The organism is Streptomyces sp. Ru72 (assembly GCF_002920635.1).
GTDB lineage: Bacteria > Actinomycetota > Actinomycetes > Streptomycetales > Streptomycetaceae > Streptomyces.
The window spans coordinates 38,626-62,237 of record NZ_PQSR01000019.1 but is presented as its reverse complement, the minus strand read 5'-3'; the positions used below and the strand labels follow the sequence as shown (position 1 = coordinate 62,237).

Sequence of the window (23,612 nt, the reverse complement as noted above, 5' to 3'; positions counted from 1 at the left end):
GTGTGCCCACGGTGGGCCGTCTGGGCGGGCCGGGGTTCCGCGGCCCGGGCCGGGCCCGCGTTGGCGGCGGTGACCAGGGCGGCCACGGCGACGACGGCCGCGCCGAATCCTCTGACGTGACGCGCCGATATGCGTCCGTGGCGCACGGAAGGGCGTGGGGGCACGGCAACCGACCTCGCAATGACAGCCGCGGATTAAGCATGCTTAATGCGTCTTCCAAGCTAGGGGCTGGGGCGGGTGCCGGGGAAGAGCCTCAAGACAGTTGGCATGTGCCGACAGGCGATTGACCAATCGTCAGAGAACACTCGTCGGTAAGTGGGCTTACTGGCATGATGAATCGCATGGTGAAGCGGGACGACCCGGAGACCATCGGGCGCAGGGTGCAGCGGCTGCGGCGGGAACGCGGACTGACCCAGCGGCAGTTGGCAGAGCCCGCCTACACCCCGGCGTACGTCTCCACCCTGGAGGCCGGCCGGGTCCGCCCCTCCGACGAGGCGCTCAGGCACCTCGCCGAGCGGCTCGGTGTGGCGTTCGACGAGCTCGCCACCGGCCGTCCGGCCCACCTCGCCACCGGGGTGCGGCTCAGGCTCACCGACGCCCAGCGCACTCTGGCCACCGGTGAGGCCGAGGTGGCCGCCGAGCAGTACGCCGCTCTGCTGGCCGAGGCCGAGGAGTACGGGCTCACCGCCGAGCGGGCCGCCGCGCTGCTGGGCCTCGGCGAGTGCGCGATGGAGCTGGGCGATCTGGTGGCGGGGCGGCAGTACTTCGAGCGGGCCGAGAAGTGCCTGCACGACGCACCGCTGCCGGCCCGCGTCCCGGCACTGCGCGGCCGTGCCGTCTCGCACTACCTCGCCGGTGAACTCCGCTACGCCTGCTACCTGCTGGAGACCACCCTCGACGAATTGAACCGCTCGGGTCTGCACGATCCGGACGCCCTGCTGCTGCTCTACGCGAGCGCCATCGGCCCGTACATGGACATGGGAGCGCACGTGAGGGCGGCCCAGGCGGCCGAGTTCGCCCTCGCGCTCGCGCCCCAGGTCCAGGACCCGGCCCTGGTGGCCCGTATGCACCGTTCCGTCGCGCGCACCCTGCTCGCCGAGGGGCGCCTGGCCGAGGCGGACTCCAACCTCGCCAAGGCCGCCGAGCTGTACCGGCAGCTGCAGATCCGCACCGAGCTGGCCAACTGCCACTGGATGCGGGGCTACCTGTACGCGCAGAACGGCGAACTGGAGCGTGCCGAGCGGGAGTTGCGCGAAGCCCTCACCATGCTGTCGGAGAAGCGGGCCGCCCTCTACAGCAGCCAGGTCGCGGTCGAACTGGCGGACGTCCTGCACCGGCGCGGCAGGTCCGCGGAGGCCGCTCGGCTGCTGCACGACGTCCTCGGTGACATCGGACCCGAGCGCGGCGCGGTGCACTCCGCCGCCGCGCACCGTCTCCTCGGCATCATCGCCGAGGACGGGCACGACACGGAGGCCGCCGAGGAGCACTATGTGCGCGCCCTCAGCCTGCTGGAACGGGCGGGCGCCGCGGGCGACCTCGCGGACCTGTGCCGGCTGCTCGGCGATCTGCTGCGCCGCACCGGCCGGGTGGAGGCCGCCCTGGACGCCTACCGCACCGGCCTCGGCCACCGCACCGCACCCGGTACCACGACCCTGGGTCCGGCCCCCGCCCAGCCGCCGCTGTGACAGCCCCGGGCCCTCCCTACGGGGTGACGATCGGGAACCCCCGGTCCGGCCGGGTGACGTAGGAGAACAGGCGCTTGAGCAGGCCCCGGTCGCCTTCGGTCCCGATGCCGGCGAGGCCGTGGCCCGCGAGCAGGCCGAGCAGTTCGGGACGGGTCAGGGTGAGCGTCAGGCCCGCGTGCGGCCTCGGGGTGCGGTGCAGCGGCATACTGCGGTGGGTGAGCGCGCCGTGCTCCAGGTTGATCCGGTGGCGGCGTTCCTCGTCGATGACCACCAGGTCGATGATCAGGCGTGGCTCCTGGGCCGCGCGCGGACCGTCGATGCGCACCGCGAGGGCGTCGAGGAGCATGCTCACGGTCAGTTCAGAGGTCAGCTCGGGCGTGTCCGAGATGACGGCGGGGGCGCTCGCCCCCTCGCGCAGTTCCAGGGCGCCGGTCAGGTAGATGTTCCGCCAGGGTCCGTTCTCGGCGCCGTACCCGAGGCGTTCGTAGACGCCTGCCAGGGTCTGCTTCGCCACCTCGTCGCCCGGATCGGCGAAGACCAGGTGGTTCAGCAGGGTCGCGGCGAAGCGCAGGTCACCGGCATCCACGTACCGCCGGGCCGCCGCGAGCGTCGCCTCGGGACCGCCCGCCACCTCCACGTAGCGCCGCGCGAGGGCGGCCGGGGGGTGCTCCCACAGGTGGGCGGGGTTGCCGTCGTACCAGCCCAGGTAGCGCTGGTAGACGGCCTTGACGTTGTGGCTGAGGGACCCGTAGTAGCCGCGGGCGTGCCAGGCGCCCTCCAGCACGGGCGGCAGCCGCAGCTCCTCCGCGATCTCCGGGCCGGTCAGACCGCTGTTGAGCAGCCGCAGCGTCTGGTCGTGCAGGTAGGCGTACAGGTCGCGCTGCTCCGCCAGCAGGCGTACGACGCTCTCGTGCCCCCAGGTCGGCCAGTGGTGGGAGGCGAAGGCCACGTCGTAGCCCTCGCCGAAGAAGTCGATGGCCTCGTCGAGGTAGCGGGACCAGAGGCGGGCGTCCCGGACGACGGCGCCGCGCAGGGTCAGGATGTTGTGCAGGGTGTGGGTGACGTTCTCCGCCAGGCACAGGGCGCGCTGCTCGGTGAGGAGGAAGTTCATCTCGGCCGGCGCCTCGGTGCCCGGCGTCAGCTGGAACAGGATGCGCACGCCGTCGACGGTCTCCGTCTGCCCGGTGCGGGTGATGTCGACGGTCGGCGGGACGAGGGTGACCGTGCCGGTGGACATGGTCAGGCCGAGGCCGGTGCCGATCTGCCCGTCGGGCGCCTTCGCCAGCCGTTCGCCGTACATGAACCCGGCGCGGCGGGACATCGCGGGCCCCGCGTACACGTTCTCGCTGACCGCGTGCTGGAGGAACCCGGCCGGCGCGAGCACCGGCACGCCCGCCTCCGCCTCGCGCGGCAGCACCCCGCGGGCGCCCCCGAAGTGGTCGACGTGGGAGTGGGTGTAGATCAGCGCGGTCACCGGCCGCTCACCGCGATGCCGCCGGTACAGGGCGAGGGCGGCCGCCGCGCACTCCGCGGAGATGAGCGGGTCGACGACGACGACTCCCTCACGGCCCTCGACGAGCGTCATGTTCGCCAGGTCCAGGCCGCGCACCTGGTAGACGCCCTCGCACACCTCGTACAGCCCCTGCCGCGCGCACAGCTGCGACTGCCGCCACAGGCTCGGATGCGCGGTGCCCGGGCAGTCCCCGTCCAGGAACCGGTACGCGTCCCCGTCCCACACCACCCGCCCGTCGCGGTCGGTCACCACGCCCGGCTCCAGGGCGGCGACGAAACCGCGGTCGGCGTTCTCGAGGTCTCTCCGGTCCTCGAAGGGCGGCAGGCCGTCACGGGGCGGGGCGTCCATGCGGCCAGCCTGGGGCCGGGGCGGACGGCGGGCCAGCGGTGGGGGACCGTTCGGGGTGCCGGGTACCGGGTGCGGTGTGATCAACCGCACCGGCGCCGCCCCGCGCGTCCGGCCGCACTCCCGCGGAGGCCCGCTCCTAGGATCCCGAGCATGGACATGCCGAGCTTATTGGCGGTGCTCGCCCTGCTCATGGCCGGTTTCGCGGGGGTCGAGGCGAGGATCAAGCGCACCGACCGCCGGATGGCCCGGGTCGAGCGGAAACTCGACCTGGTCCTCGACCATCTGGGGCTCCACCAGGCCGACCCGGACCTGGAGCGGGTCGCCGCCCTGCTGCGGGACGGCAGGAGGATCCAGGCCGTCAAGGTGTACCGCGAGATCACCGGGGCCGGCCTGAAGGAGGCGAAGGAGGCCGTGGAGCGGATGGGGTAGGTGCCGCACGCCCTCGGAGGCTTTACTGCGACTTTCTTGCAAGTAGAACTGACCTGCATGAAAGTGGGGGGCGCAGCACCCAGAGAAGAAAGGCCCCGCTCCATGCCTCCGTCCTCCTCCCGGACGCGCCTGTCCGTCACGCGGCAGGAGTGGGGCCGGCTCGGCGGCATGGCCGCGTTCGTCCTGGCTCTGCACGTCATCGGGTGGTTCACCCTCGTCGGGATCGTCGCGCCCGAGCACTACACCATCGGCGAGAAGTCGTTCGGCATCGGCATCGGCGTGACCGCGTACACGCTCGGCATGCGGCACGCGTTCGACGCGGACCACATCGCCGCGATCGACAACACCACCCGCAAGCTGATGAGCGAGGGGCAGCGGCCGCTGTCGGTCGGCTTCTGGTTCTCGCTCGGCCACTCCAGCGTCGTCTTCGGACTGGCGCTGCTGCTCTCGCTCGGCGTCAGGACGCTGGCCGGACCGGTCCGCGACGACAACTCCGAGCTGCACGACGTGACCGGCCTCATCGGTACGACGGTCTCCGGCGCGTTCCTCTACGTCATCGCCGCGATCAACCTCGTCATCCTGGCCGGAATCTGGAAGGTGTTCCGGCAGATGCGGTCGGGCGAGTTCGACGAGGCGGCGCTGGAGGAGCAGCTGAACAACCGCGGCTTCATGAACCGGATCCTCGGCCGCGTGATGAAGTCGATCACCAAGCCGTGGCAGATGTACCCGCTGGGCCTGCTCTTCGGCCTCGGCTTCGACACCGCGACGGAGATCGCCCTCCTCGTCCTGGCCGGCTCGGGCGCGGCCTCCGGGCTGCCCTGGTACGCGATTCTGTGCCTGCCCGTCCTGTTCGCGGCCGGCATGTCGCTGCTCGACACGATCGACGGGTCGTTCATGAACTTCGCGTACGGGTGGGCGTTCTCCAAGCCGGTCCGCAAGGTCTACTACAACCTCACCATCACGGGCCTGTCCGTGGCCGTGGCGCTGATCATCGGCACGACGGAACTGCTCGGCCTGCTCGCCGAGAAGCTCGGCCTGCACGGGGCCTTCTGGGACTGGATCGCCGGCGTCGACCTCAACACCCTGGGCTTCGTGATCGTCGGCCTCTTCTTCGCCACGTGGGTGCTCGCACTGGTGGTGTGGAAGGTGGGCCGCATCGAGGAGAAGTGGACGGCGGGGCTGGGCCGGCCGGAACCGCAGCCGGTGGAACACGTGGTGAAGTAGCACCCGCACGAGCGCCGCGAGGCGGGTGCTCCTCGCGGAGGTCCGCCCAGCGGATCGTGCTGTTCCCGATCCGTAGCGGACCGCGCCATTCCTGATGTGGCCGAAACGTGATCGTTTTCTGAACTCGTCTAGGTTTCAACGAGGTTGACAGTGTCGTCACCGTGATCGAATATGTGCTCGCGCTGTGGCTCATGTGACCAATGAGTCATCCGTTTCTCTCGACCACTTCTTTCCCGGCCACGGTCCCGGCGGCTTCGTGCTGCCCGCTGCCGTCGGCCGGGTCCGGCCCGTCAAGATGGGGGACCGAATGTCCGACACGAGACGTGTCACCGTGCGCCGTCTGCTGGGGGCGGGCGCCGCGGCGCTCACCCTCACCGCCGTCACCGGGGGCGCCGCCTGGGCCTCCGGTACGCCCGGTGGTGGCGGCTGGGACCATGGGAGCCGCGCGTACGCGTCCGGTAATGGACCGGGCACCGTCACCGGGGCCGACCACTGCCAGTTCTCGCTGGACGGAACCACGTTCACCGACTCCGTCCGGGTGGACGACCAGAACCTGAAGCCCACCGAGGACGGCAAGGTCCACATCAAGGTGCGTGCCGCCGGCGACGCCACGACCTGCACCGCCTCCCTCGCCTCCTACCGCACCCACGGCGCCACCTTCAACACGTCCGGGCTGCAGGTCTTCCACGACTTCGACTCGGTGACGGTGAAGCAGGGCGAGACCGACTCCCTCGACATCGCCGTGCCGGACGCCGGCTGCTTCGCGCAGATCGACCTGTACCGGGGCAAGGTGAAGTTCGACGGCAACCTCGACGCGAAGGACGGCTTCGAGCACGGCGACGTGCCCAAGGGCCCGGACCGCCCGGTCATCAAGGACAAGCTGATCGCGTCCTGGAACGGCGGTACGAAGGACTGCACGGCCCAGCCGCCGAGCACCCCGGCCACCACGCCGCCCGCGTCGACCCCGGCCACCACCCCGCCCGCGTCGGCCCCGGCCACCCCGGTGACGCCCGCCTCTCCGTCCGCCTCCGTCTCGACCCCGCCCGCCACCGGCGAGTCGAGCACGCCCCCGGCGCCCACCCCGAACGGCGGCACGTCCACCCCGCCCGGTGGTCTCGCCGAGACCGGTGGCGGCAGCACCGCGCTGCCGATCGCCGCGGGCGCGGCGGCCCTCGTCGCGGCCGGTGCGGGCATCGCGGTCGCCGCCCGGCGCCGTACGTCCCGCGGTCGCGCCTGACGCCTCCGGGCGTCCGCTGAACCATCCCCGAAGGGCCCGGCGCTCTTGTCCCCCGGAGAGCGCCGGGCCCGTTTTTCGCGGCTTGGGCCGGTCCCGGACCGTCAGCCCGCGGTCGGCGCCGACCCGGGGGCCACGGCCGCACCCGGAGTCGTCGACGGCGGCGGGGTGAAGCCCGGCGGCGGGGAGAGGACCACCGTCGGCTCGCCCGGCTGCGGGGCCGGCGGGGTCAGGCTGGACTTCGGGAGCTTCGGCGGGGTCGTCTCCTGGAACACCAGCGAGTCGAAGTCCACCAGGCCCGTCTGCTCCATCACCGTGATGTGGTCGAGGACGGTGTCGTTGGCCACGTCGGCCAGCTGGCGGACCAGCGTGTTCTTGGTGGTGGCGCGGATGTTGGCGATGGCGGGGAAGATCTGTCCGTGCGTCAGCCGCAGGATGTTCGCGAGGTCGTCGTCGAACTGCTTGCCCGTGTCGTTGGTCAGCGTCGTCACGAATCCCTGCTGCTGGGGGCTCGGCTGGTTCGGCAGCGTGATGCCCAGCTCCGCGGCCACCTTCCGGTCGACGGCGTCGAGGTTGACGTGCCCGTTGACCAGATGCGCCCCGGCGGTGCGTACGGCCGGGGTCGTGCCCTTCTTCATGGCCAGTTCACCGGAGGGGAACTCCCACAGGCCGGCCGCCCGTACTTTGACGACGAAGTCGCGGTCCGCCTCGGTCAGGGGTCCCGCCGAGGTGTTCGCGATCACACGTGAGGGGGCGCTGGAGACCGTCTGCACTCCCAGCATCGACGGATAGACGAGTGCCGTGAGTGTCAGGGTGAGGGCGCCCGTCACGAAGAGGGTTCCCGCCGCGGTCCGCGAAATGCGCATGGCACCTCCTGGTTGTTCCAACGCCCAGGGGTACGGGTCCGACCGAAGCCGGAAACCTTTTCCACAGGCAAAATCAACGGCCCGCGTTGTGGGGGCCGTCACAGATGTCGACCGGCACCGTCGGAGTATCGCCGTCGGCCCACCGCGGACCGCGCGAGTCCGCCCCGGCGGACTGAGGGCGTGGCGGTGCCGGAAGGGGAGGCCGGGTGCCCGTTATGTTCGATCCGAACATCCGACAGTCGGAGCCGGCATGCAGAAGACAGACGAACTGGCCGCGGAGGTGGTGGCGGCCCCCGCGACGCCCGAGCGCGCCCCCGCTCGCGGCTGGCCCGCGTCCTGGCCGCTGCTGCTGGCGGCTGCCGTCCTCGCCGGTCCGGCGCTGCTCCTGCTCGGCCGGTGGATGGACGAGCCCGCGATGCAGGCCTGGCGCACCGTCGCTCTGGCCATCACCGTGCAGGCCCTGCCGTTCCTGCTGCTCGGCACGGCCTTGTCCGGCGCCATCAACGCGTTCGTGCCGGCGACGGTGTTCAGCCGGGCGCTGCCCCGCAACCCCGCGCTCGCCGTTCCGGTCGCCGGGGTCGCCGGGGTGGTGCTGCCCGGCTGCGAGTGCGCGTCGGTGCCGGTCGCGAACAGCCTGATCCGGCGGGGTGTCACCCCGGCCGCCGCGTTCGCGTTCCTGCTGTCGGCTCCCGCCGTCAACCCGGTGGTGCTGACCGCCACCGCCGTGGCCTTCCCCGGCAGCCCCCTGATGGTCCTGGCCCGGCTGCTCGCCTCGCTCGTCACCGCGGCCGTGATGGGCTGGCTGTGGCTCTGGCTCGGCAGGGAGGAGTGGCTGCGGCCGACCGTGCGGCACACCGGTCACCGACCGGGGCACAGCCGGTGGCGGGAGTTCCGGCTCGGCTTCCAGCACGACTTCCTGCACGCGGGCGGCTTCCTGGTCGTCGGGGCCATGGCGGCGGCCACCTTCAACGTGGCGGTCCCGCGCTCCGTGCTCGACGTGTTCTCCGGCTCCACCTGGCTGTCGGTGCTGTTCCTGGCGGGGCTCGCCGTCGTGCTCGCGGTGTGCTCCGAGGCCGACGCGTTCGTGGCCGCCTCGCTCACCGGCTTCTCGCCCGTGGCACGGCTGGCGTTCATGGTGGTGGGGCCGATGGTCGACCTGAAGCTGATCGCCCTTCAGGCGGGCACGTTCGGCCGCGCCTTCGCGGTCCGCTTCTCCACCGCCACGACCGTCGTGGCGGTGCTGTGCAGTGCGCTGATCGGAGGGGCCCTGCTGTGAAACGGCCCTTCCCGGCGGTCCTGCTCGTCCTCAGCGGCCTCGGTCTGCTGCACGCCTCGCTCTTCACCGACCTGTGCCTGAGGTACGTGAGGCCGGGACTGCGTCCGTATCTCATCGCCTCGGGGGCGCTGCTGCTCGTGCTCGGGCTGGCGAGTGCGGCCCTCGACCGCGGGCGGGGCGGCCATGACGCGCACGACGCGCACAGCGGTCACGACGACACCGGCCACGGTCACGACCACTCCACAGCCCCCCGTGTCGCCTGGCTGCTGTTCCTCCCCGCGCTCAGCCTGCTCTTCCACGCCCCGCCCGCCCTCGGCTCCTACACCGCCTCCCGTGAGCCCGCCAAGGCCGTCGCGCAGCAGCGGCACTTCGACCCGCTGCCCGCGACCTCGCCGCTGCCGATGACGCTCACGGGGTTCACCAGCCGTGTGCAGCAGGACCGTACGCAGGCCATCAAGGGGCGCAGCGTCACGTTGACCGGTTTCGTCACGCCGGACAAGCGGGGCGGGGGCTGGTACCTGACCCGGATCATCTTCTCGTGCTGCGCTGCGGACGCGCAGTCCGTCAAGGTACGTGTCCACGGGGCCCCGGCGCTGCCCGCCGACACCTGGGTGGCCGTCACGGGCACCTGGCACCCCGGCGGGACGCTGGGCACACGGTCGGCGCCGGCCGCGCTGGACGCCCGTACCGTCGAGCGGGTGGACAAGCCGGTGAACGCGTACACGGACGACCTGCCGCTGACGCCGTCCCGCTGACGGCCGCCGTCGACGACCCCGGGCGGGAGTCGGCGGCGCCCGCTGTACACCTGGGTGAACCAATGCCCAAGCGCAGCCCATGACTTCACTGGCCGGGGCCTTCGCGCGGACAAACCTTCGACCAAACTTCTCCCGGTCCCGCAAAGGGCTCTACCCGCATAGACCACCCCGTGTTGTCATGCTCACGACCGCCCGGAACCGTGCCGGGCATCCCCACCGGGAGACTCCCATGTCCCGAATATCGCGCCCCCTGGTGACCACCCTGTCCACCCTCGCCCTCACCGCCGCGGGTCTGACCGTCACCGCCGGCAGCGCGCACGCGCAGTCGTGCAGCCAGGACTACCTCCCCCTCCCCGACCCCAGCTGCCAGCCCGGCGCCGTCAACCCGGACGTCACACAGGACACGATCGACTCCACCATCTGTGTCTCCGGCTGGACCGCGACCGTGCGGCCGTCCAGCTCGTACACCACCGCGCTGAAGAAGAAGCAGATCGTCGAGTACGGCTACGGCGACACCAGCACAGCTGACTACGAGGAGGACCACCTCATCCCGCTGGAGCTCGGCGGCAACCCCACCAGCCCCGAGAACCTGTGGCCCGAACCGCGCTACGACACGGGTTCGGGCGAAGTCGCCGCCGACAAGGACACCGTCGAGAACACGCTCAAGAAGGACGTGTGCAACGGCGAGGTCGGCCTCGACGACGCACGCAACGCCATCGCCACCGACTGGACGACCGCGCTCTCCAGCCTGGGCCTGAGCTGAACCGGCACCGCTTCCGCTAGGCCATCCAGAAGAAGACGGCCGTCATGCGCCTGTCCTCCAGGTCGCTGCCCCAGTAACCGGTGGCGCTGTGCATGAGATTGGCCTTGTACAGGAGCAGCCGGTTGTAGCGCTGCGGCACGCGGACGTCCTCGGTGAACGCGTCCGGCGAGACGTACCGCGTGCCCAGCGCCTCGACCAGGTTGGTGTGCGGCGCCTGCACCATGTTGCCGCCCAGGACGCCGCCCGGCAGGCTCTGCCGGTAGAAGCTCGTGCCGCAGTCCTTGGGGATGTTCGGGCTGAGGTAGAGCACGGCGGCGTACCGGCACAGGGCTCGCGAGTCGGTGTGCGGGCGCGGTTCGCCCTCGTCCTTGCCGACGACCTGGACGCAGTTGTGGTTGAGGGTGCCGCCGCCGGGCGCGGTCTCCTGCCAGAGCCTCTGCGCGCCGGTCTCCTTGCGCACCAGCCGCTCGATCCGGGCCAGTTCGGCCGGTTCGAGGCCGGGCAGGGTGCGCATGCCCGGCCAGCTCTCCTGCGTGTACGGGTATCCCTTGACCCAGTCGTCCTTGGCGAGACAGCGGGCCCGGACCTCGTCCACGTTCGGCAGCACGTCGTCGAGGATCCAGTAGTCGCGGCCACGGGTGGGCTTGCGGTACGGCAGGACGGGCAGGCGCGCGGGCTGTGGGGGCTGTGGGGGCATGCGGGTGAACCTACAGTTCGCCCCCGCCGTCGTTTCTTTTCGTTCGGTCAAGCCTTCGTCAACTCAACTCTCCTGCTCGACAGACGAGTTGGGCAGGAGTGTCACGGCGTCGGCGAGACCGGGCCCGACCGGCCCGTGTCCTGCGGTGTCTCCGCCGAGCTGCTGTCCGGGCTGAACACCGACATGCCCACGTACATCGCCGTCAGGAACAGCAGCGCCGCGGCGATCAGTCCCACCGCGCGCGGCCGCCCGGTGACGAACGTGCGCAGCGACGGCTGCGCGCGCCGGTTCCCCGACGCCGGCCGCTGGCGGGCCGCGCGGTGGCCGGGGAGCGCGGACGGGAGCTTGTACGTCGTCGCCGGCCCCTCCATCCGGGGCGGAATCGGCAACTCCGGGACCGGAACCGGGGTCGGGGTCGGGACCGGGATCGGTGCCGCGGCCGGGAGCGGTTCCGGGCGGCCCCGCCAGGCGCCCGTGGCGAACCAGTCGGCGGCCTGCCGCGCCGTGGGCCGGTCCTCGGGCCGCTTGGCGAGCAGGCCGAGCAGATAGTTCTCGAAGGCGGGCGGCAGCGCGGCACCCAGCTCGCGCGGCGGTACGGGCGTCGCGTCCAGGTGCTGGTGCAGGATCGCGATCGGGCTGTCGGCGCGGAACGGAGGGCGTCCGGTGAGGAGTTGGTAGAGGACGCAGCCGAGCGAGTACACGTCGCTGGCCGGCCCGGCGGGCTTGCCCAGGGCCCGCTCCGGCGCGATGTACAGGCTCGTACCGACGATCTGCCCGGTCGCCGTGAGCGCGCCCGACGGGTCGTCCATGAAGCGGGCGATGCCGAAGTCGCCGATCTTCAGGGTGCCGCCCGCGTCGAGGAGCAGGTTGCCGGGCTTGATGTCGCGGTGCACGATGCCCTGTTCGTGCGCCACGGCGAGTCCGGCAGCCGCCTGGGCGGCGATGGCCGCGACCTGTTCGGCGGGCAGCGGCCCGTCGTCGGCGAGCACCCGGGCGAGGCTCGAGCCCTCCACCAGCTCCATGACCAGGAACAGCCGCCCCTCGTGCTCGCCGAAGTCGAGCACGCCGACCACGTGCGGGTGGTGGAGCCGCCCCGCGGTCTGTGCCTCGAGGCGGAAACGGGAGTCGGCGGTGGGGTCGGCGTTCCGGTCGAGCAGCACCTTGACGGCGACGGGACGGCCGAGCATCTGGTCGTACGCCCGCCAGACCTCTCCCATCGCGCCACGTCCGATGGTGGTGTTCAGCTGGTACCGGCCCGCGATCAGCACCTGTTGTTTCATCCTCATGCCGGGAGACGAATGCCGTGCGGCGACTCGACCGCCGCCGGACAGGATTCCGCCAGGGCGGGTGAAGGTGGGGTGCCGCAGCGATCACAGCCTACTGGCACGGACACACGATTCGATCACGGTCTCCCTCATCCGGTGACCACCGGGTGACGATCCGGCCGCGCAATCCTCGCGTGTCCGGCACTCCTGACCGGCCGGTTGTCTCAGGTGCTCGGGGTGCGGGCCATCCGTGAGGGCAGCCGCGCGGTCATTCCGAGCGCATCGCGTGGGCACGCCGAAACCGCCCACCCGCGTGATCGCGGGGGGCGGTGAGCGGCTGTGGTGGCGTCCGCCCGTGGTCAGCCGAGGCAGACGACGAGCAGGCAGACCTGCGACGGCGAGGTGGCCGCCGGGGACGGGCTGGTCTGCGGGGTGCCCGGGTCCGTGCCGCCGCCGGTGCCGGTGGTCGGGGAGGACGTGTGCTGGGACGTCCCCGTGGACGACGAGGAGCCCGTACCCGTACCCGACTGGGAGGGGGAGCTCGCCGTGGTGTGACTCGTGCCCGCGCCCGCCGCACCTGCCGTGCCCGTCGTGTGCGTCGTACGGGAGGAGGTGGCCGCGTCCGGCTGGGCGCCCGACGGCGTGGCGTATGCCGAGCCCGGCGAGGACGGACGGGTCGGATCGGCCGCGGGGGACTGGGCGGCCGGAGTGTGCGGGGCCCGGGGCGCGCCGGAGCGCGCGGTGCCGGAGCGGGGCGGCGCCGGACTGCTGTACAGCGACGTCGGTTCCTCAACACCGCCGAGAGCCGACGCGTCCGGAGCCGGGGCGGCCTGGGCGCGGTCGGCGGTGTGCCGGTCCATCGAGGCCACGGTCAGACCGCCTCCGACGAGGGCGACGGCGGTCGCCACCAGGGCCTTGCGCTGGGTCTTCTTCCAGCGCGCCAGCCGGCGCCGCCGCGCGGCACGCCCTTCCGTGCGGCGCGTCGGGCCCGTGAGGTCGGCGGGCGGGCCGGCGTGCGGGGGCTCGTCGACGTCCGGTGCTTCGTCGATGTCCTGGGCCGCGAACTCCCATGCCGCCGTGGCCGCGGTCGCCTCCATGACCGGCTTCGCCGTGGTGGCCGGGCCCGGAACGGTGTGGCCGTCGGTGCCGGCCGGGGCGATGTCGGGGGCGTAGGCACCGCATCCGGGGCACACCAGGGCGCCGTTGAGATGCCGACGACACGAGGAGCAGTAGTCCATTGCGGTCTTCCTGTGTTGGCTCGCCGCCGCCCCGACGGGCCGCGTTCGCACCTGGAATCGAACGGGTTGCCACGCTAACGGGGCTATCGAAAGACCGTGTGCAGGCTGTGTGGGGTTCGTGAGGGGATTCTCCGGGGGGCTTGCAGGGATGCCTCCCGTGCCTTGCGGCTCTCGGGGGCGGCGGTGGTGGGACTGACGGTTGCGCCGGCACACCGCTGATCAGCGGCCGGCCTGCGGGGTCGGCCTCACGGATCGTGTCACGGCGTCGGGTGGCGCGCTGCACGCGGGGCGTCGTGCGGAGCACCGGGGGCGGGTGCGGGGAGCGGCAGTGACTACCTCTGCCGTGTGGAGGGGCTGTCCGACGGTGCGGTGTCGGCCCCGGTCCGGCTCGCCGAGGGCACGGAACGTGCAGGGGTGGGTGTCGCCGACGGTTCCCGGGTGGCGGTCGGCGGGCGGCTCGGGGTGCGGGAACCGCCGGTCGGAGGGGTCCTGGTGGGGCGCGGGGTGGCGCTTTGGGGCGACGCCGGCGGGGAGGGCGACGCCGAAGGGCCGGCGGGCGCCGGACGGCCGCTCGGGGGCGGCGGTGCGAGAGGGGCCGACGGGGGCGCGGGTGTCCCGGGCGCCGTCAGGTGGAGCGGCAGGGCGACGAGGACGGCGACGGCGGCGGTGAGGCAGGCCCCGGCCGCGGCGCGGAGGAGCCGGCGGCGGGCCGCGGCGCGGCGGATCGCGCGGAAGCGCCCGGGGGGCGGGCCGAGGTGGTCCGAGGGGGGCCGCAGGATCACCGTGAGGGGGTCGTCGGGTGCCAGCTCCGGGTCGTCGTCAGAGCGTGTGGTCAAGGCTTCTCCTCAGGTGGACGCGGAGCAGTTCCCGGGCCGCGTGCAGGTCGGCCTTGACGGTTCCTTCCTTGCGTCCGGTCAGCACCGACACCTCCCGGATCGGCATGTCAGCGTAGTAGTGCAACAGGATCGGGACACGCAGTCGCTCCGGCAGCGACTGCACGAGCAGGCGCACCGAGGGGTCGGCCTGTTCGGTGTGGGGGCGTACGGCGGCCTCCGTGGTGGCACGGTGCACGGCTCTGCGCTCGCGCTCCAGCTTGCGCCAGTGGTCCCGGACGAGGTTGGCCGCGGTGACGTAGAGGAACCCGCGGGGCTCGTCCACGGACGTCCAGCGGGCCCAGAGCCGGGTGAACGCCTCCGAGGCGATCTCGTGGGCCGTCTCGTCGTCGTCGACGAGACGGCGGCACCAGCCGGCGAGGCGTGGATAGACGGCGGCGAACAGCTCGGACGCCGCCCTCTCACGGGACCGTTTCAACGCTCTCCATGGTCGTGGGGCAGTCGTGGGATAGGACCCCGGGCCACCGGCGTACGTTCCGAAGACCCGGGATCCGCACGGCGGATCAGGCGTCGTCGGCATACCGGCGGATCAGGCAGTGGCGGTATGCCGGCCGGGTCAGGGCGCCGAGGTGGTCAGCGCGGCGAAGACGATCACGTTGTCGAGGTATCCGTCGCCGGTACGGGGACCCCCGCAGGTGATCAGCCGCAACTCCGGGCGCTTCACGTTCCCGTAGACCTCCTCCGTCGGGAAGTCCGCCTTGGCGACCGTCCGTACGGCGCCGACCGTGAACACGGCCGCCGTTCCGTTCTCCAGGCGCGCCACGATCCGGTCGCCCCGGTGCAGGTCCGCGAGGTGGCGGAAGACCCCGTCCCCGTAGCTGCCGACCGTGACATGGCCGAGGATGACCGACGGCCCGACCTGACCCGGTGTCGGCGAGTGCCAGTACCAGCCCGCCTTGTCGTGTGCGGTGACCGGCGGCACCTGCACACTGCCGTCCTGCGCCAGCCCCAGCCGCATGACCGGGGTGTCGACGCCGATGGCCGGGATCTGCAGCCGGACGGGGGCCGAACGCTTCAGCGCCGGCGCCACCTTGGCGGAGGTCGACGCGGGCGGTGGCGTACTGCCGGGACGGACGGTTCCGGGGCGGGTGTCCGGGGCCCGGCCGGCCTCGTGACCGCCGCAGCCCGCGAGCAGCGCGGCGGCCGCCGCGGTGGCGAAGGCGCGCCTGGAGAGCCGGGTCATGCCCCGGTCGCCCGCCGGCGGCGTACGACGTGGAGGGCGGCGCCGCCTCCGACCAGTACCAGGCCGGCGCCCCCGCCGATCAGCCCGGGGGAGACGGACCGGGAGGTCCCCGCCGTCACACCGGTGTCGGGCGCGCCGCTGGGGACGACGGAGACCTGGCCGCGCGCCCTCGTCGGCGCGGCACTCGGAACGGCGCTCGCGGCGGTCGGCGCCGGGGTCCGTTCCGGGGCGGTGGACGGGGCGGCGGTGGCCGCGGGGGCGGTCGGGGAGGGGGACGCCCCGTGGGCGAACGCGGGCACGGTGCCCGCCAGCCCGGCGGTGCACGCAAGTGCCAGGGCGCTGAGGACAGTTCGGCGCATCGAATCGCTCTCTTTCGTCGGTCCGCCCGGTACTGCGGCGGGCTGAATCACGGATCGAGCGGAGAGACGAGACGGCGCCGGAGCAGGTTGTAAAGAGATGGCAAAGCCGTCGAGTGCGGCCGGGGCACGCACGCAAGGACGTGAGCCGGGCCCCCGCCGCGTCGCGGTGCGATGGCGCACAGGACGGCGACGAGGGCGGTGCCGGCCGACCTGCCGACTCCCCCGACCGCCGACGAGCCGGCCGACCGCCAACCAGACGATCGCAGCGGGGCGTTGGTCGATCAAGGTCGAAGTACTGCACAATCCATGAGCCGGGCTCATCGATGCGGGAGCACTGAGTGGACCTCACGGAGATCGAGACGTTTCTGGCGCTGTCGGAGGAACTGCACTTCGGACGCACCGCGGAGCGCATGAGACTGTCCCAGTCCCGTGTCAGCCAGCTGATCCGGGCGCTGGAACGACGCATCGGCGCACCGCTGTTCGTCAGAACCAGCCGCCGCGTCGCGCTGACCCCGCTGGGCGAGCACACCCGGCGCACACTCGGCGCCGCCTACGAAAGCCTCAGGAAGAGCTACGACGAGGCCTGCGCCATCGCGCAGGGCATGGTCGGCACCCTGCGCGTCGGCTTCCTCGGCTGTCTCAACGGTCCGCCGCTGACCGACACGGTCGTCGCCTTCGGCCGTCGGCACCCGGCCTGCGAGACCACGGTGACCGAGGTGCCCTGGCGCGACCCCTACGGGCCGCTGCGCAGCGGTGAGGTCGACGTGCTGCTCACGCTGCTGCCCGTCGACGAACCGGATCTGAAGGTGGGGACCGTCCTGGTGTCGCACGGCCGGGTGCTGGCCGCCGGCGCCGGCCATCCGCTGGCGCGGCGCGCGTCGGTCGACATCGAGGACCTGGCGGACTGGGTTCTGCTCGACGGCCCCGCCGAACTGCCGGAGGCCCTTCGGCACGGCTTCTGCCCGCCGTTCACACCGCGCGGCAGGCCCCTGCGCCGCGGGAAGGGCGGACGGACCTACCAGGAGGCGCTGCACAAGGTCGCCACCGGCGAGACGGTCTGGACGACCCATGAAGGGCTGTTCCACGCCTACCGGCACCCCGGCGTCCTGCACCGGCCGCTCAGCGGACTGCCCCCGGCCAACGGCGCCCTCGTCTGGCGCGCGGACACCGAGAACGCCAAGGTCCGCGCGTTCACCGCACTGGCCGCACAGATGGCCTCCGGCCGAGCCTCCGCGCAGGGGGGTGCGGGTGGACGGGAGCCCTGACGCTCCGATCGGGCCCACCAGGCATTCGACGAGGTGGTGGACTCGCGGCACCTGCTCCCGGATCGGCGACGGGGCGCAGCGCCCGAGGGCCCGGCGCCGACGCTGATCGCCAAGGGCCGCGAAGGCCGGCGCCGCCCGGGGTCCGCTGTCAGGGCATCATCCACGACTTCGTCATGCTGGGCGCCCTGCGTGGGACCCACGCCGCCGAGGCCGCGATCCAGCAGGCCGTCGCCGCCCTGCGCACGGCGCTTACCGCCTGATCGGGCCGTTATCGCCGCCGCGGGGGTTGCTCGCCGGGCTTGGCGGCGCCGGTCTCCTGACCGTCCTCGGCGGCGATGCGGTCCAGCCACTCGCCGAGCAGGGCGCGCTCTGCGGAGGTCAGGGACCGCACCCCGTCGCGCATCAGGGACTTCAGGGCGACGGCGTGCACGGCAGCGTGGCCGGCGCCGGCACTCTGCGGGGCGGCGGCGTCGTCGGCCGGGACGAGCACGGCGTCCAGCACGGCTTCCCGGACGTTCTCGGACAGACCTTCGTAGTCCGAGAGCCTGCCGTCGGCCTGCGCGGCGATCAGCGTGAGCGTCACCCCCATGCCCGAGGAGTGGATCATCGTCGCGGCCGCCTCGACACCCGTCCGCAGCCGGCCGGCCCTGGCCACCCGTTCGACGATGCGCAGCAGCACCTGGTGGGCGTCGCCGGTGACCGCGAACTGCTGGCCGGGCCGCGGCTCGGTGTACAGCAGCCGGTAGAGCGCGGGATCGGACAGTCCGAAGGCCACGTGCATGTCCCAGCCGCTCCGCAGTTGCGCCACGGGGTCGCCGTCCTCGCCCTGGGCCTGCTTGGCGGCCAGATAGGCCGCGTATCCGCGCCGGGCCACCTCGTCGAGCAGTCCCTGCATGTCGCCGAAGTGCCGGTAGATCGTCTGCGCCTGCACTCCGGCGGCCGCGCTGACCGCACGGGTGGACACCGCGTCCCGGCCGCCTTCGGCGAGCAGGGCTGCCGCGGCCCGCAGGATCCGCTCGCGGGGTTGCGCTGTAGTCGTCTCGACCGTTGCCATGCAATCGATGATAACGCTTGCGCTACATCGCTGATGTGTTAGCGTTGATGTGTCAGATCGGTTATCGGTGATTTGGGTGATCGGGTGATCCGCTGCCCGACGCCTTCTTCGCTCCCGAGCCGATGCTCCCGAAGCCCGACGTCCGCGAACCGGGTGTGTTCGACCCCGAGACCAAGGAGAACCGTCATGACCGTCGCGACCCGCAAGCTCGGGGCGAACGGACCCGAGGTGTCCGCCATCGGCCTGGGCGCCATGGGCATGTCCGACCTGTACGGGCCCGCCGACGACGCCGAGAGCATCGCCACCCTGCACGCCGCGATCGACGCGGGCCTGAACCTCATCGACACCGCGGACTTCTACGGATCGGGCGCCAACGAGATGCTCATCGCCCGGGCGCTGAAGGAGCGCAGGCGTGACGAGGTCGTGCTGAGCGTCAAGTTCGGCTCCCGCCGGACCCCCGACGGCGGCTTCCAGCCCGTGCCGTACGACGTCTCCCCGGCGGCGGTCAAGGACCGCCTCGCCTACTCCCTGCGGCGGCTGAACACGGACTACATCGACATCTACCGTCCCGCCCGGCTCAACCCGGACATCCCCGTAGAGGAGACCGTCGGCGCGCTCGCGGAGATGCAGCAGGCCGGCTTCATCCGGCACATCGGTCTGTCGGAGGTCGGCGCGGACACCATCCGCCGCGCCGCGGCCGTCGCGCCCGTCAGCGACGTACAGATCGAGTACTCGCTGCTCTCCCGCGGCCCGGAGGCGTCCGTCATTCCCGCGCTGCGCGAACTCGGCATCGGCCTGACCGCCTACGGAGTGCTCTCCCGCGGCCTGCTCAGCGGCCACTGGAGCGCCGCGCGGAACCTGGGCGCCGACGACTTCCGCGCCCACAGCCCACGCTTCCAGGGCGAGAACCTCGAGGCCAACCTCCGCCTGGTCGATGCACTGGGACGCGTGGCCGAGCGCCTGGGCGCCACCACCGGCCAGGTCGCCATCGCCTGGGTGGCCGCACAGGGCCAGGACATCGTCCCCCTGGTCGGTGCCCGCCGAAGGGAGCGTCTGGCCGAATCCCTCGGCGCCGCCGGCATCGACCTGGACGCCGACGCCCTCGCCGAGATCGAGGCGGCGGTCCCCGCCGGGTCCGCCGCCGGGGAGCGCTACGCGGCCCCCCTCATGGCCACGCTCGACAGCGAACGCCGACCCACCCATCCGTAACCCACACCCACGAAGGACGGAACACCATGACCGACCACACCACCACCACGCCCCGCGTCGCCCTGGTCACCGGCGGCTCCGGCGGCATCGGCCGCGCCGTCGTCGAGCGCCTCGCCAGGGACGGCATCGCCGTCGGCGTGCACTACGCCGGCAACAAGGCCCGCGCCGACGACACGGTCGCCGCGGTCACCGCGGCGGGCGGCCGGGCGCTCGCGGTCGGCGGTGACGTCGCCGACGAGCACGCCATGGCGGAGGCGTTCGACACCGTGGAGCGGGAGTTCGGCGGCATCGACGTCGTCGTCAACACGGCGGGCATCATGCTGCTGTCGCCGATCGCCACGCTCGACCTGGACGACCTGGACCGGATGCACCGCACCAACATCCGCGGCACCTTCGTGGTCTCCCAGCAGGCGGCCCGGCGCGTGCGCGCCGGTGGCGCGATCATCAACTTCTCGACCTCGGTCACCCGCCTGCAGTTCCCGGCCTACGGCGCCTACGCGGCGAGCAAGGGCGCGGTCGAGGCCATGACCCTGGTCCTGGCCCGCGAACTGCGCGGCAAGGACATCACCGTCAACGCCGTCGCCCCCGGCCCCACCGCAACGCCCCTGTTCCTTCAGGGCAAGGACCAGGCCGCGATCGACAACCTGTCCAAGGCGGCTCCGCTGGAGCGCCTGGGCACGCCGGAGGACATCGCCGAGGCGGTGGCTTTCCTCGCCGGCCCGGCGCGCTGGATCAACGGCCAGGTCCTGTACGCCAACGGCGGCGTGGCCTGACCCGGCCCGCCCGGCCCGCAGGAAGGACCCGGCGAGCTGCCCCTCGTCCGGGTCCTCGGTGAAGTGGCCGAAGGGCCTGCGCTGTTCCTCGCGCAGAAAAGCAGGTCGGCACCGCCCTTCCGGCACCCTCGGCATCAGGGCCCACGGCGAGATCGGCAAAAGATCGATTGGAACGGCAACCTTTCCGCTCCGCCCGGCCACCCAGGGGTGCACCAACCGCGGCGAGCCCAGTCAGCTGCGCTACGCCGCCCGTATCCACGCACTCCGATCGGGAGCCACAACGTGTCACCTGACGACCCGACAACCGCCGAGCAGCCGATGCCTCGGGACCGTACGCACCGCCGTAGCCGAACGCGCCGCCGCATCGTGGCGGGGGCGGTGGCGGCCCTGGTGGCCGGGGCCGGCGCGGGCGCCCTGGCGCTCAGCGCGGACGCCGCGCCGACCGTCGCCGTCACCGTCGATGCAGGCACCTCGCTGGGCACGGTGCCCAGCACCGGGGTCGGCCTCAACACGGCGGTCTACGACGCCTACATGAACGACGCCTCGGCGGCGTCACTGATGAAGGCGGCCGGGATCCGGCAGCTGCGCTTCCCCGGCGGCTCGGTCGCGGACGCCTACCACTGGAAGACCCACACCGTCACCGGCGGCAGCTGGGCCGCGCCCGGTACCGACTTCGACCACTTCATGGCCACCGCGAAGAAGGTCGGCGCCCAGCCGATCATCACCGCCAACTACGGGTCCGGCACCCCCCAGGAGGCCGCCGACTGGGTGAAGTACGCCAACGTCGACAAGGGCTACGGCATCAAGTACTGGGAGATCGGCAACGAGGTCTCCGGCAACGGGTACTACGGCAGCAAATGGGAGGTCGACAACCACGCCGACAAAAGCCCGAGGGAGTACGCGAAGAACCTCCTCGCCTACGCGAAGGCGATGAAGGCCGTGGACCCGAAGGTGAAGATCGGGGCGGTGCTCAACACTCCGGGCTCCTGGCCGGACGGGGTGAAGGCCGCCGGCGACGACGCCGACTGGAACAACACGGTGCTCTCCATCGCCGGCAAGTCCGTCGATTTCGTGATCATCCACTGGTATCCGGGCGGTGACAGCACGAAGGACCTGCTGAACTCCCCCGCCAAGATCGCCGGAACCACCTCCGCGGTGCGCTCGCTGGTCAACAAATACGCGGGCTCGCACGCCGCCTCGGTGGAGATCGCGGTCACCGAGACCTCCAGCGCCGAGTCGCCGGCCCAGACCAGCCAGGCCGCGGCGCTGTTCGCGCCGGACACCTACATGAACTGGCTGGAGCAGGGGGCCGTCAACGTCGACTGGTGGGACCTGCACAACGGGGTGGGCAAGCCCACCACCGTCAACGGCGAGACCGACTACCAGGACGGGGGCGTGCTCTCCGTCGGAGCCTGCTCCGGCGGGACCTGCGAGCCGGCCCGCGAAACGCCCTTCCCCACCTACTGGGGCATCCGCTCGCTGACCGCACTCGCGCAGCCCGGCGACACCATGGTCAAGGCGTCCTCGGCCAGCCCGTCGGTCGCCGTGCACGCGGTACGCGCCGGCAACGGCGGCCTGAACGTCATGCTGATCAACAAGAACCCGCAGAACGCGGCTCAGGTGTCGCTCTCCTACACCGGATACACCCCGGCCCCGGGAACGGTCAGGACCGTTTCGTTCACCAAGGGCGGCACCGCCCTGACCACGGCGACGCGCGGAACGGCGGCCGCTCAGACGCTGCCCCCGTACTCGATCACCACTCTCCAGCTGAAGCCCGCGTCGGCGGCCACCCGCACTGACGCCCCGTCTGCTGCCCCCACTGCGACCGCCGCCACGTCCACCGCCGCTGCCCCGGTTGCCTCCGCCTCAGGCACGATCGGCACCCGAGCGCAGGCGTCGGCGGCCGGCGTGCCCGCCGGCCTGCCGGACCGGAGCAACACGGCCGGCGACCTGGCCTCCACCGGGGTGAGCAACGCTGTCACCTACAGCGCACTCGGTGGCCTGCTGGCCATCGCCGCCGGCTGCGTGCTGGTGCTTCGCCGACGCCGTGGCAGGGCTTCGCACGGCGGGTGAATCCCCACCGCGCCGGCGGCCGACGGCCCGGCAGCACCGCCACCCGTCCGCGGCGTGCGCCCCGGGCCGTCGGCCTCCGCGCCGGTGTCGACGGCTCCCCGGCGTGTGTTCAGGCCTTGTCGGGGAGGGCGAGCCACTCCTTCCAGGTGAGGTCGCGGCCTATGCAGCGCGGGTTGCGGAAGGGCCAGGCGTCGGCGATCCACTGCGGGACGAACGCGTCCAGGGTGCGTTCGAGGTCGGTGCCGACCTTGTCGTCCACCACCCACCAGGAGATCTCGGCGTCCGCCCCGGTCTTCTCCGGCGGGTCGATGTACACACAGCCCAACAGGGCGGTGCCGGACTCGTCGAAGAGCGCGTAGTTGAAGGCCTTGTGCTCGGCGATCTCCCGCTCGTGGTGCAGCAGGTCCTCGCGGTCCTGGGCGTACGTCATGGTGGCGGGCGGCCAGCCCCATGCCTCGCCGTAGATGGACCACAGCCGTTCCCGCGATCCCATGACCGCCGGGTAGTCGAGGTCCGTGTCGGCGGCGGAGATGGGACGCAGGTGGTGCCCACCGGGGAGTGGCACGCGGACGGGGTGGACGAAGTCGTCGGGAAGCCAGTTCATGGACCGGGAGGCTAACTGCCGCTCTGTCACGACGCCACCGATATCTCACATGAAGGCGCGAGATCGAACGAGACGACGTGTTCATTTGAACGCACACATGGTAGAACTCCGGTCATGGGTGTAGCCGATCGTCTGGATCTGACCCTCCGTCTGGTGCAGGGCTCCGGCCGGGTTTCCGTGTCGGAGCTCTCCCATCGTCTGGGCGTCTCGGAGATGACCGTGCGCAGGGACCTCGACGCTCTGGAGCGCCAGGGCCTGGTCCGCCGCGTGCACGGAGGGGCCGTAGCCACCCGCTCGCGGGAGGAGGACGCCGGATTCGCCGCGCGGGAGTCGTGGCAGACCGCAACGAAGGACCGTCTCGGAGCGGCCGTGGCCGGCCTCGTGGAACCGGGGTCACGCGTGTTGCTGGACGCGGGGACGACCACCGTGCACGTTGCCAGGCACCTGGCGGCGCGGGGCCCGCTGACGGTCGCGGTGCTCAGCCTGCAGGCGGCACTCCGTCTGGCCGACCGGCCCGGCGTCGAACTCCTGGTCGTGGGCGGCCGCTCGCGCCCCGGTGAGCGTTCGCTGGTCGGACCCCTGGCCCTGCGCACCATCGAGTCACTGGCCTTCGACTGCTTCGTGATGTCCATCGGCGGAGTGCACGCCGAACACGGCTGGTCGGAGTTCTCCCTGGACGACGCGGCTGTGAAACAGGCCGGCCTCGCCCAGGCCACCCGCACGATCGCGGTGGCGGACGCGACCAAGTTGGGCGTCCGCGCGTTCAGCCAGGTCGCCCCGCTCGACGCGGTCGACACGTTCGTCACCGACGAGGCCGCGGTGGACGAGGCCACGCACCCCAGTGGCCCGCGGACTCTGGACGCGCTGCGCGATGCCGACATCGCAACCGTCCTCGCCTGACCCCTG

The 23,612-nt window shown here is 72.2% G+C and carries 22 protein-coding genes and 1 pseudogene; 13 read left to right on the top strand and 10 right to left on the bottom strand.

Going from position 1 to position 23,612, the window contains the following annotated elements:
* The first annotated feature begins 341 nt into the window (after window positions 1-341).
* Window positions 342-1,685: a helix-turn-helix transcriptional regulator gene (locus C3488_RS12220; RefSeq protein ID WP_103839407.1), complete on the top strand. Its 1,344-nt coding sequence runs from the start codon at window positions 342-344 to the stop codon at window positions 1,683-1,685.
* Window positions 1,686-1,701: 16 nt separating this feature from the next.
* Here C3488_RS12220 and C3488_RS12215 read toward each other — a convergent pair whose 3' ends face one another.
* The gene (locus tag C3488_RS12215) at window positions 1,702-3,546 is read right to left on the bottom strand and encodes an alkyl/aryl-sulfatase (RefSeq protein WP_103839406.1); all 1,845 of its coding nucleotides are present in this window, start codon (window positions 3,544-3,546) and stop codon (window positions 1,702-1,704) included.
* A gap of 150 nt (window positions 3,547-3,696) precedes the next feature.
* Between C3488_RS12215 and C3488_RS12210 the strand changes: the two genes are divergently transcribed.
* From C3488_RS12210 to C3488_RS12200, 3 genes are all read left to right on the top strand, one after another.
* Window positions 3,697-3,975, top strand: a complete 279-nt coding sequence (locus C3488_RS12210) for a ribosomal protein L7/L12 (RefSeq protein WP_103839405.1) — start codon at window positions 3,697-3,699, stop codon at window positions 3,973-3,975.
* Between the two features lie 102 nt (window positions 3,976-4,077).
* Window positions 4,078-5,199, top strand: a complete 1,122-nt coding sequence (locus C3488_RS12205; RefSeq protein WP_103839404.1) for a HoxN/HupN/NixA family nickel/cobalt transporter — start codon at window positions 4,078-4,080, stop codon at window positions 5,197-5,199.
* A gap of 307 nt (window positions 5,200-5,506) precedes the next feature.
* Window positions 5,507-6,436, top strand: coding sequence for a hypothetical protein (locus tag C3488_RS12200; RefSeq protein WP_103839444.1), 930 nt, complete (start codon window positions 5,507-5,509; stop codon window positions 6,434-6,436).
* Between the two features lie 101 nt (window positions 6,437-6,537).
* On the opposite strand, the gene C3488_RS12195 is transcribed toward C3488_RS12200, so the two are convergent.
* Window positions 6,538-7,299, bottom strand: coding sequence for a DUF4142 domain-containing protein (locus C3488_RS12195; protein ID WP_103839403.1), 762 nt, complete (start codon window positions 7,297-7,299; stop codon window positions 6,538-6,540).
* A gap of 250 nt (window positions 7,300-7,549) precedes the next feature.
* Here C3488_RS12195 and C3488_RS12190 point away from each other — a divergent pair, with 250 nt between their 5' ends.
* The 3 genes from C3488_RS12190 (at window position 7,550) to C3488_RS12180 (ending at window position 10,093) form a co-directional block, all read left to right on the top strand.
* The gene (locus C3488_RS12190) at window positions 7,550-8,575 is read left to right on the top strand and encodes a permease (protein WP_103839402.1); all 1,026 of its coding nucleotides are present in this window, start codon (window positions 7,550-7,552) and stop codon (window positions 8,573-8,575) included.
* Window positions 8,572-9,330, top strand: coding sequence for a TIGR03943 family putative permease subunit (locus C3488_RS12185; RefSeq protein WP_103839401.1), 759 nt, complete (start codon window positions 8,572-8,574; stop codon window positions 9,328-9,330). Before C3488_RS12190 ends, C3488_RS12185 begins: the two co-directional genes overlap by 4 nt.
* A gap of 229 nt (window positions 9,331-9,559) precedes the next feature.
* Window positions 9,560-10,093, top strand: coding sequence for a hypothetical protein (locus tag C3488_RS12180; protein WP_103839400.1), 534 nt, complete (start codon window positions 9,560-9,562; stop codon window positions 10,091-10,093).
* A gap of 16 nt (window positions 10,094-10,109) precedes the next feature.
* Here C3488_RS12180 and C3488_RS12175 read toward each other — a convergent pair whose 3' ends face one another.
* From C3488_RS12175 to C3488_RS12150, 6 genes are all read right to left on the bottom strand, one after another.
* A complete protein-coding gene (locus C3488_RS12175; RefSeq protein WP_103839399.1) occupies window positions 10,110-10,790 on the bottom strand; it encodes a DUF6445 family protein in 681 nt (226 codons plus the stop codon).
* Between the two features lie 101 nt (window positions 10,791-10,891).
* Window positions 10,892-12,076: a serine/threonine-protein kinase gene (locus C3488_RS12170; RefSeq protein WP_308460664.1), complete on the bottom strand. Its 1,185-nt coding sequence runs from the start codon at window positions 12,074-12,076 to the stop codon at window positions 10,892-10,894.
* Between the two features lie 338 nt (window positions 12,077-12,414).
* Window positions 12,415-13,293 carry a hypothetical protein gene (locus C3488_RS12165; RefSeq protein ID WP_103839397.1) on the bottom strand — a complete coding sequence of 293 codons (879 nt, stop codon included), beginning with the start codon at window positions 13,291-13,293 and terminating at the stop codon, window positions 12,415-12,417.
* A gap of 819 nt (window positions 13,294-14,112) precedes the next feature.
* Window positions 14,113-14,604 (bottom strand): RNA polymerase sigma factor, encoded by a 492-nt coding sequence (locus tag C3488_RS12160; protein ID WP_103839396.1) that lies wholly within the window; start codon window positions 14,602-14,604, stop codon window positions 14,113-14,115.
* Between the two features lie 138 nt (window positions 14,605-14,742).
* Window positions 14,743-15,369 carry a class F sortase gene (locus C3488_RS12155; protein ID WP_103839395.1) on the bottom strand — a complete coding sequence of 209 codons (627 nt, stop codon included), beginning with the start codon at window positions 15,367-15,369 and terminating at the stop codon, window positions 14,743-14,745.
* On the bottom strand, window positions 15,366-15,728 hold the full coding sequence (locus C3488_RS12150; protein WP_103839394.1) for a Tat pathway signal sequence domain protein: 363 nt from the start codon (window positions 15,726-15,728) through the stop codon (window positions 15,366-15,368). The genes C3488_RS12155 and C3488_RS12150 overlap by 4 nt, the downstream gene beginning before the upstream one ends.
* A 338-nt stretch (window positions 15,729-16,066) precedes the next feature.
* Here C3488_RS12150 and C3488_RS12145 point away from each other — a divergent pair, with 338 nt between their 5' ends.
* Window positions 16,067-16,993 (top strand): LysR family transcriptional regulator, encoded by a 927-nt coding sequence (locus tag C3488_RS12145; RefSeq protein WP_181138984.1) that lies wholly within the window; start codon window positions 16,067-16,069, stop codon window positions 16,991-16,993.
* Window positions 16,994-17,133: 140 nt separating this feature from the next.
* A pseudogene (locus C3488_RS41505) lies at window positions 17,134-17,253 on the top strand (esterase); the annotation flags it as partial.
* A gap of 8 nt (window positions 17,254-17,261) precedes the next feature.
* Here the strand turns inward: C3488_RS41505 and C3488_RS12135 are convergent.
* Window positions 17,262-18,047, bottom strand: coding sequence for a TetR/AcrR family transcriptional regulator (locus tag C3488_RS12135; RefSeq protein ID WP_103839393.1), 786 nt, complete (start codon window positions 18,045-18,047; stop codon window positions 17,262-17,264).
* 186 nt (window positions 18,048-18,233) lie between these two features.
* Between C3488_RS12135 and C3488_RS12130 the strand changes: the two genes are divergently transcribed.
* The 3 genes from C3488_RS12130 to C3488_RS12120 all read left to right on the top strand — a co-directional run bounded on the left by C3488_RS12130 (window position 18,234) and on the right by C3488_RS12120 (window position 22,102).
* On the top strand, window positions 18,234-19,256 hold the full coding sequence (locus C3488_RS12130) for an aldo/keto reductase (RefSeq protein WP_103839392.1): 1,023 nt from the start codon (window positions 18,234-18,236) through the stop codon (window positions 19,254-19,256).
* Between the two features lie 26 nt (window positions 19,257-19,282).
* Entirely contained in the window at window positions 19,283-20,029 is a 747-nt protein-coding gene (locus tag C3488_RS12125) for an SDR family oxidoreductase (RefSeq protein WP_103839391.1), read from the top strand.
* A 282-nt stretch (window positions 20,030-20,311) separates the two neighbouring features.
* A complete protein-coding gene (locus C3488_RS12120) occupies window positions 20,312-22,102 on the top strand; it encodes an LPXTG cell wall anchor domain-containing protein (protein ID WP_258053378.1) in 1,791 nt (596 codons plus the stop codon).
* Between the two features lie 109 nt (window positions 22,103-22,211).
* Here C3488_RS12120 and C3488_RS12115 read toward each other — a convergent pair whose 3' ends face one another.
* On the bottom strand, window positions 22,212-22,706 hold the full coding sequence (locus C3488_RS12115; protein WP_103839389.1) for a GNAT family N-acetyltransferase: 495 nt from the start codon (window positions 22,704-22,706) through the stop codon (window positions 22,212-22,214).
* Between the two features lie 114 nt (window positions 22,707-22,820).
* Here C3488_RS12115 and C3488_RS12110 point away from each other — a divergent pair, with 114 nt between their 5' ends.
* Window positions 22,821-23,606 (top strand): DeoR/GlpR family DNA-binding transcription regulator, encoded by a 786-nt coding sequence (locus C3488_RS12110; protein ID WP_103839388.1) that lies wholly within the window; start codon window positions 22,821-22,823, stop codon window positions 23,604-23,606.
* Window positions 23,607-23,612: the final 6 nt, after the last annotated feature.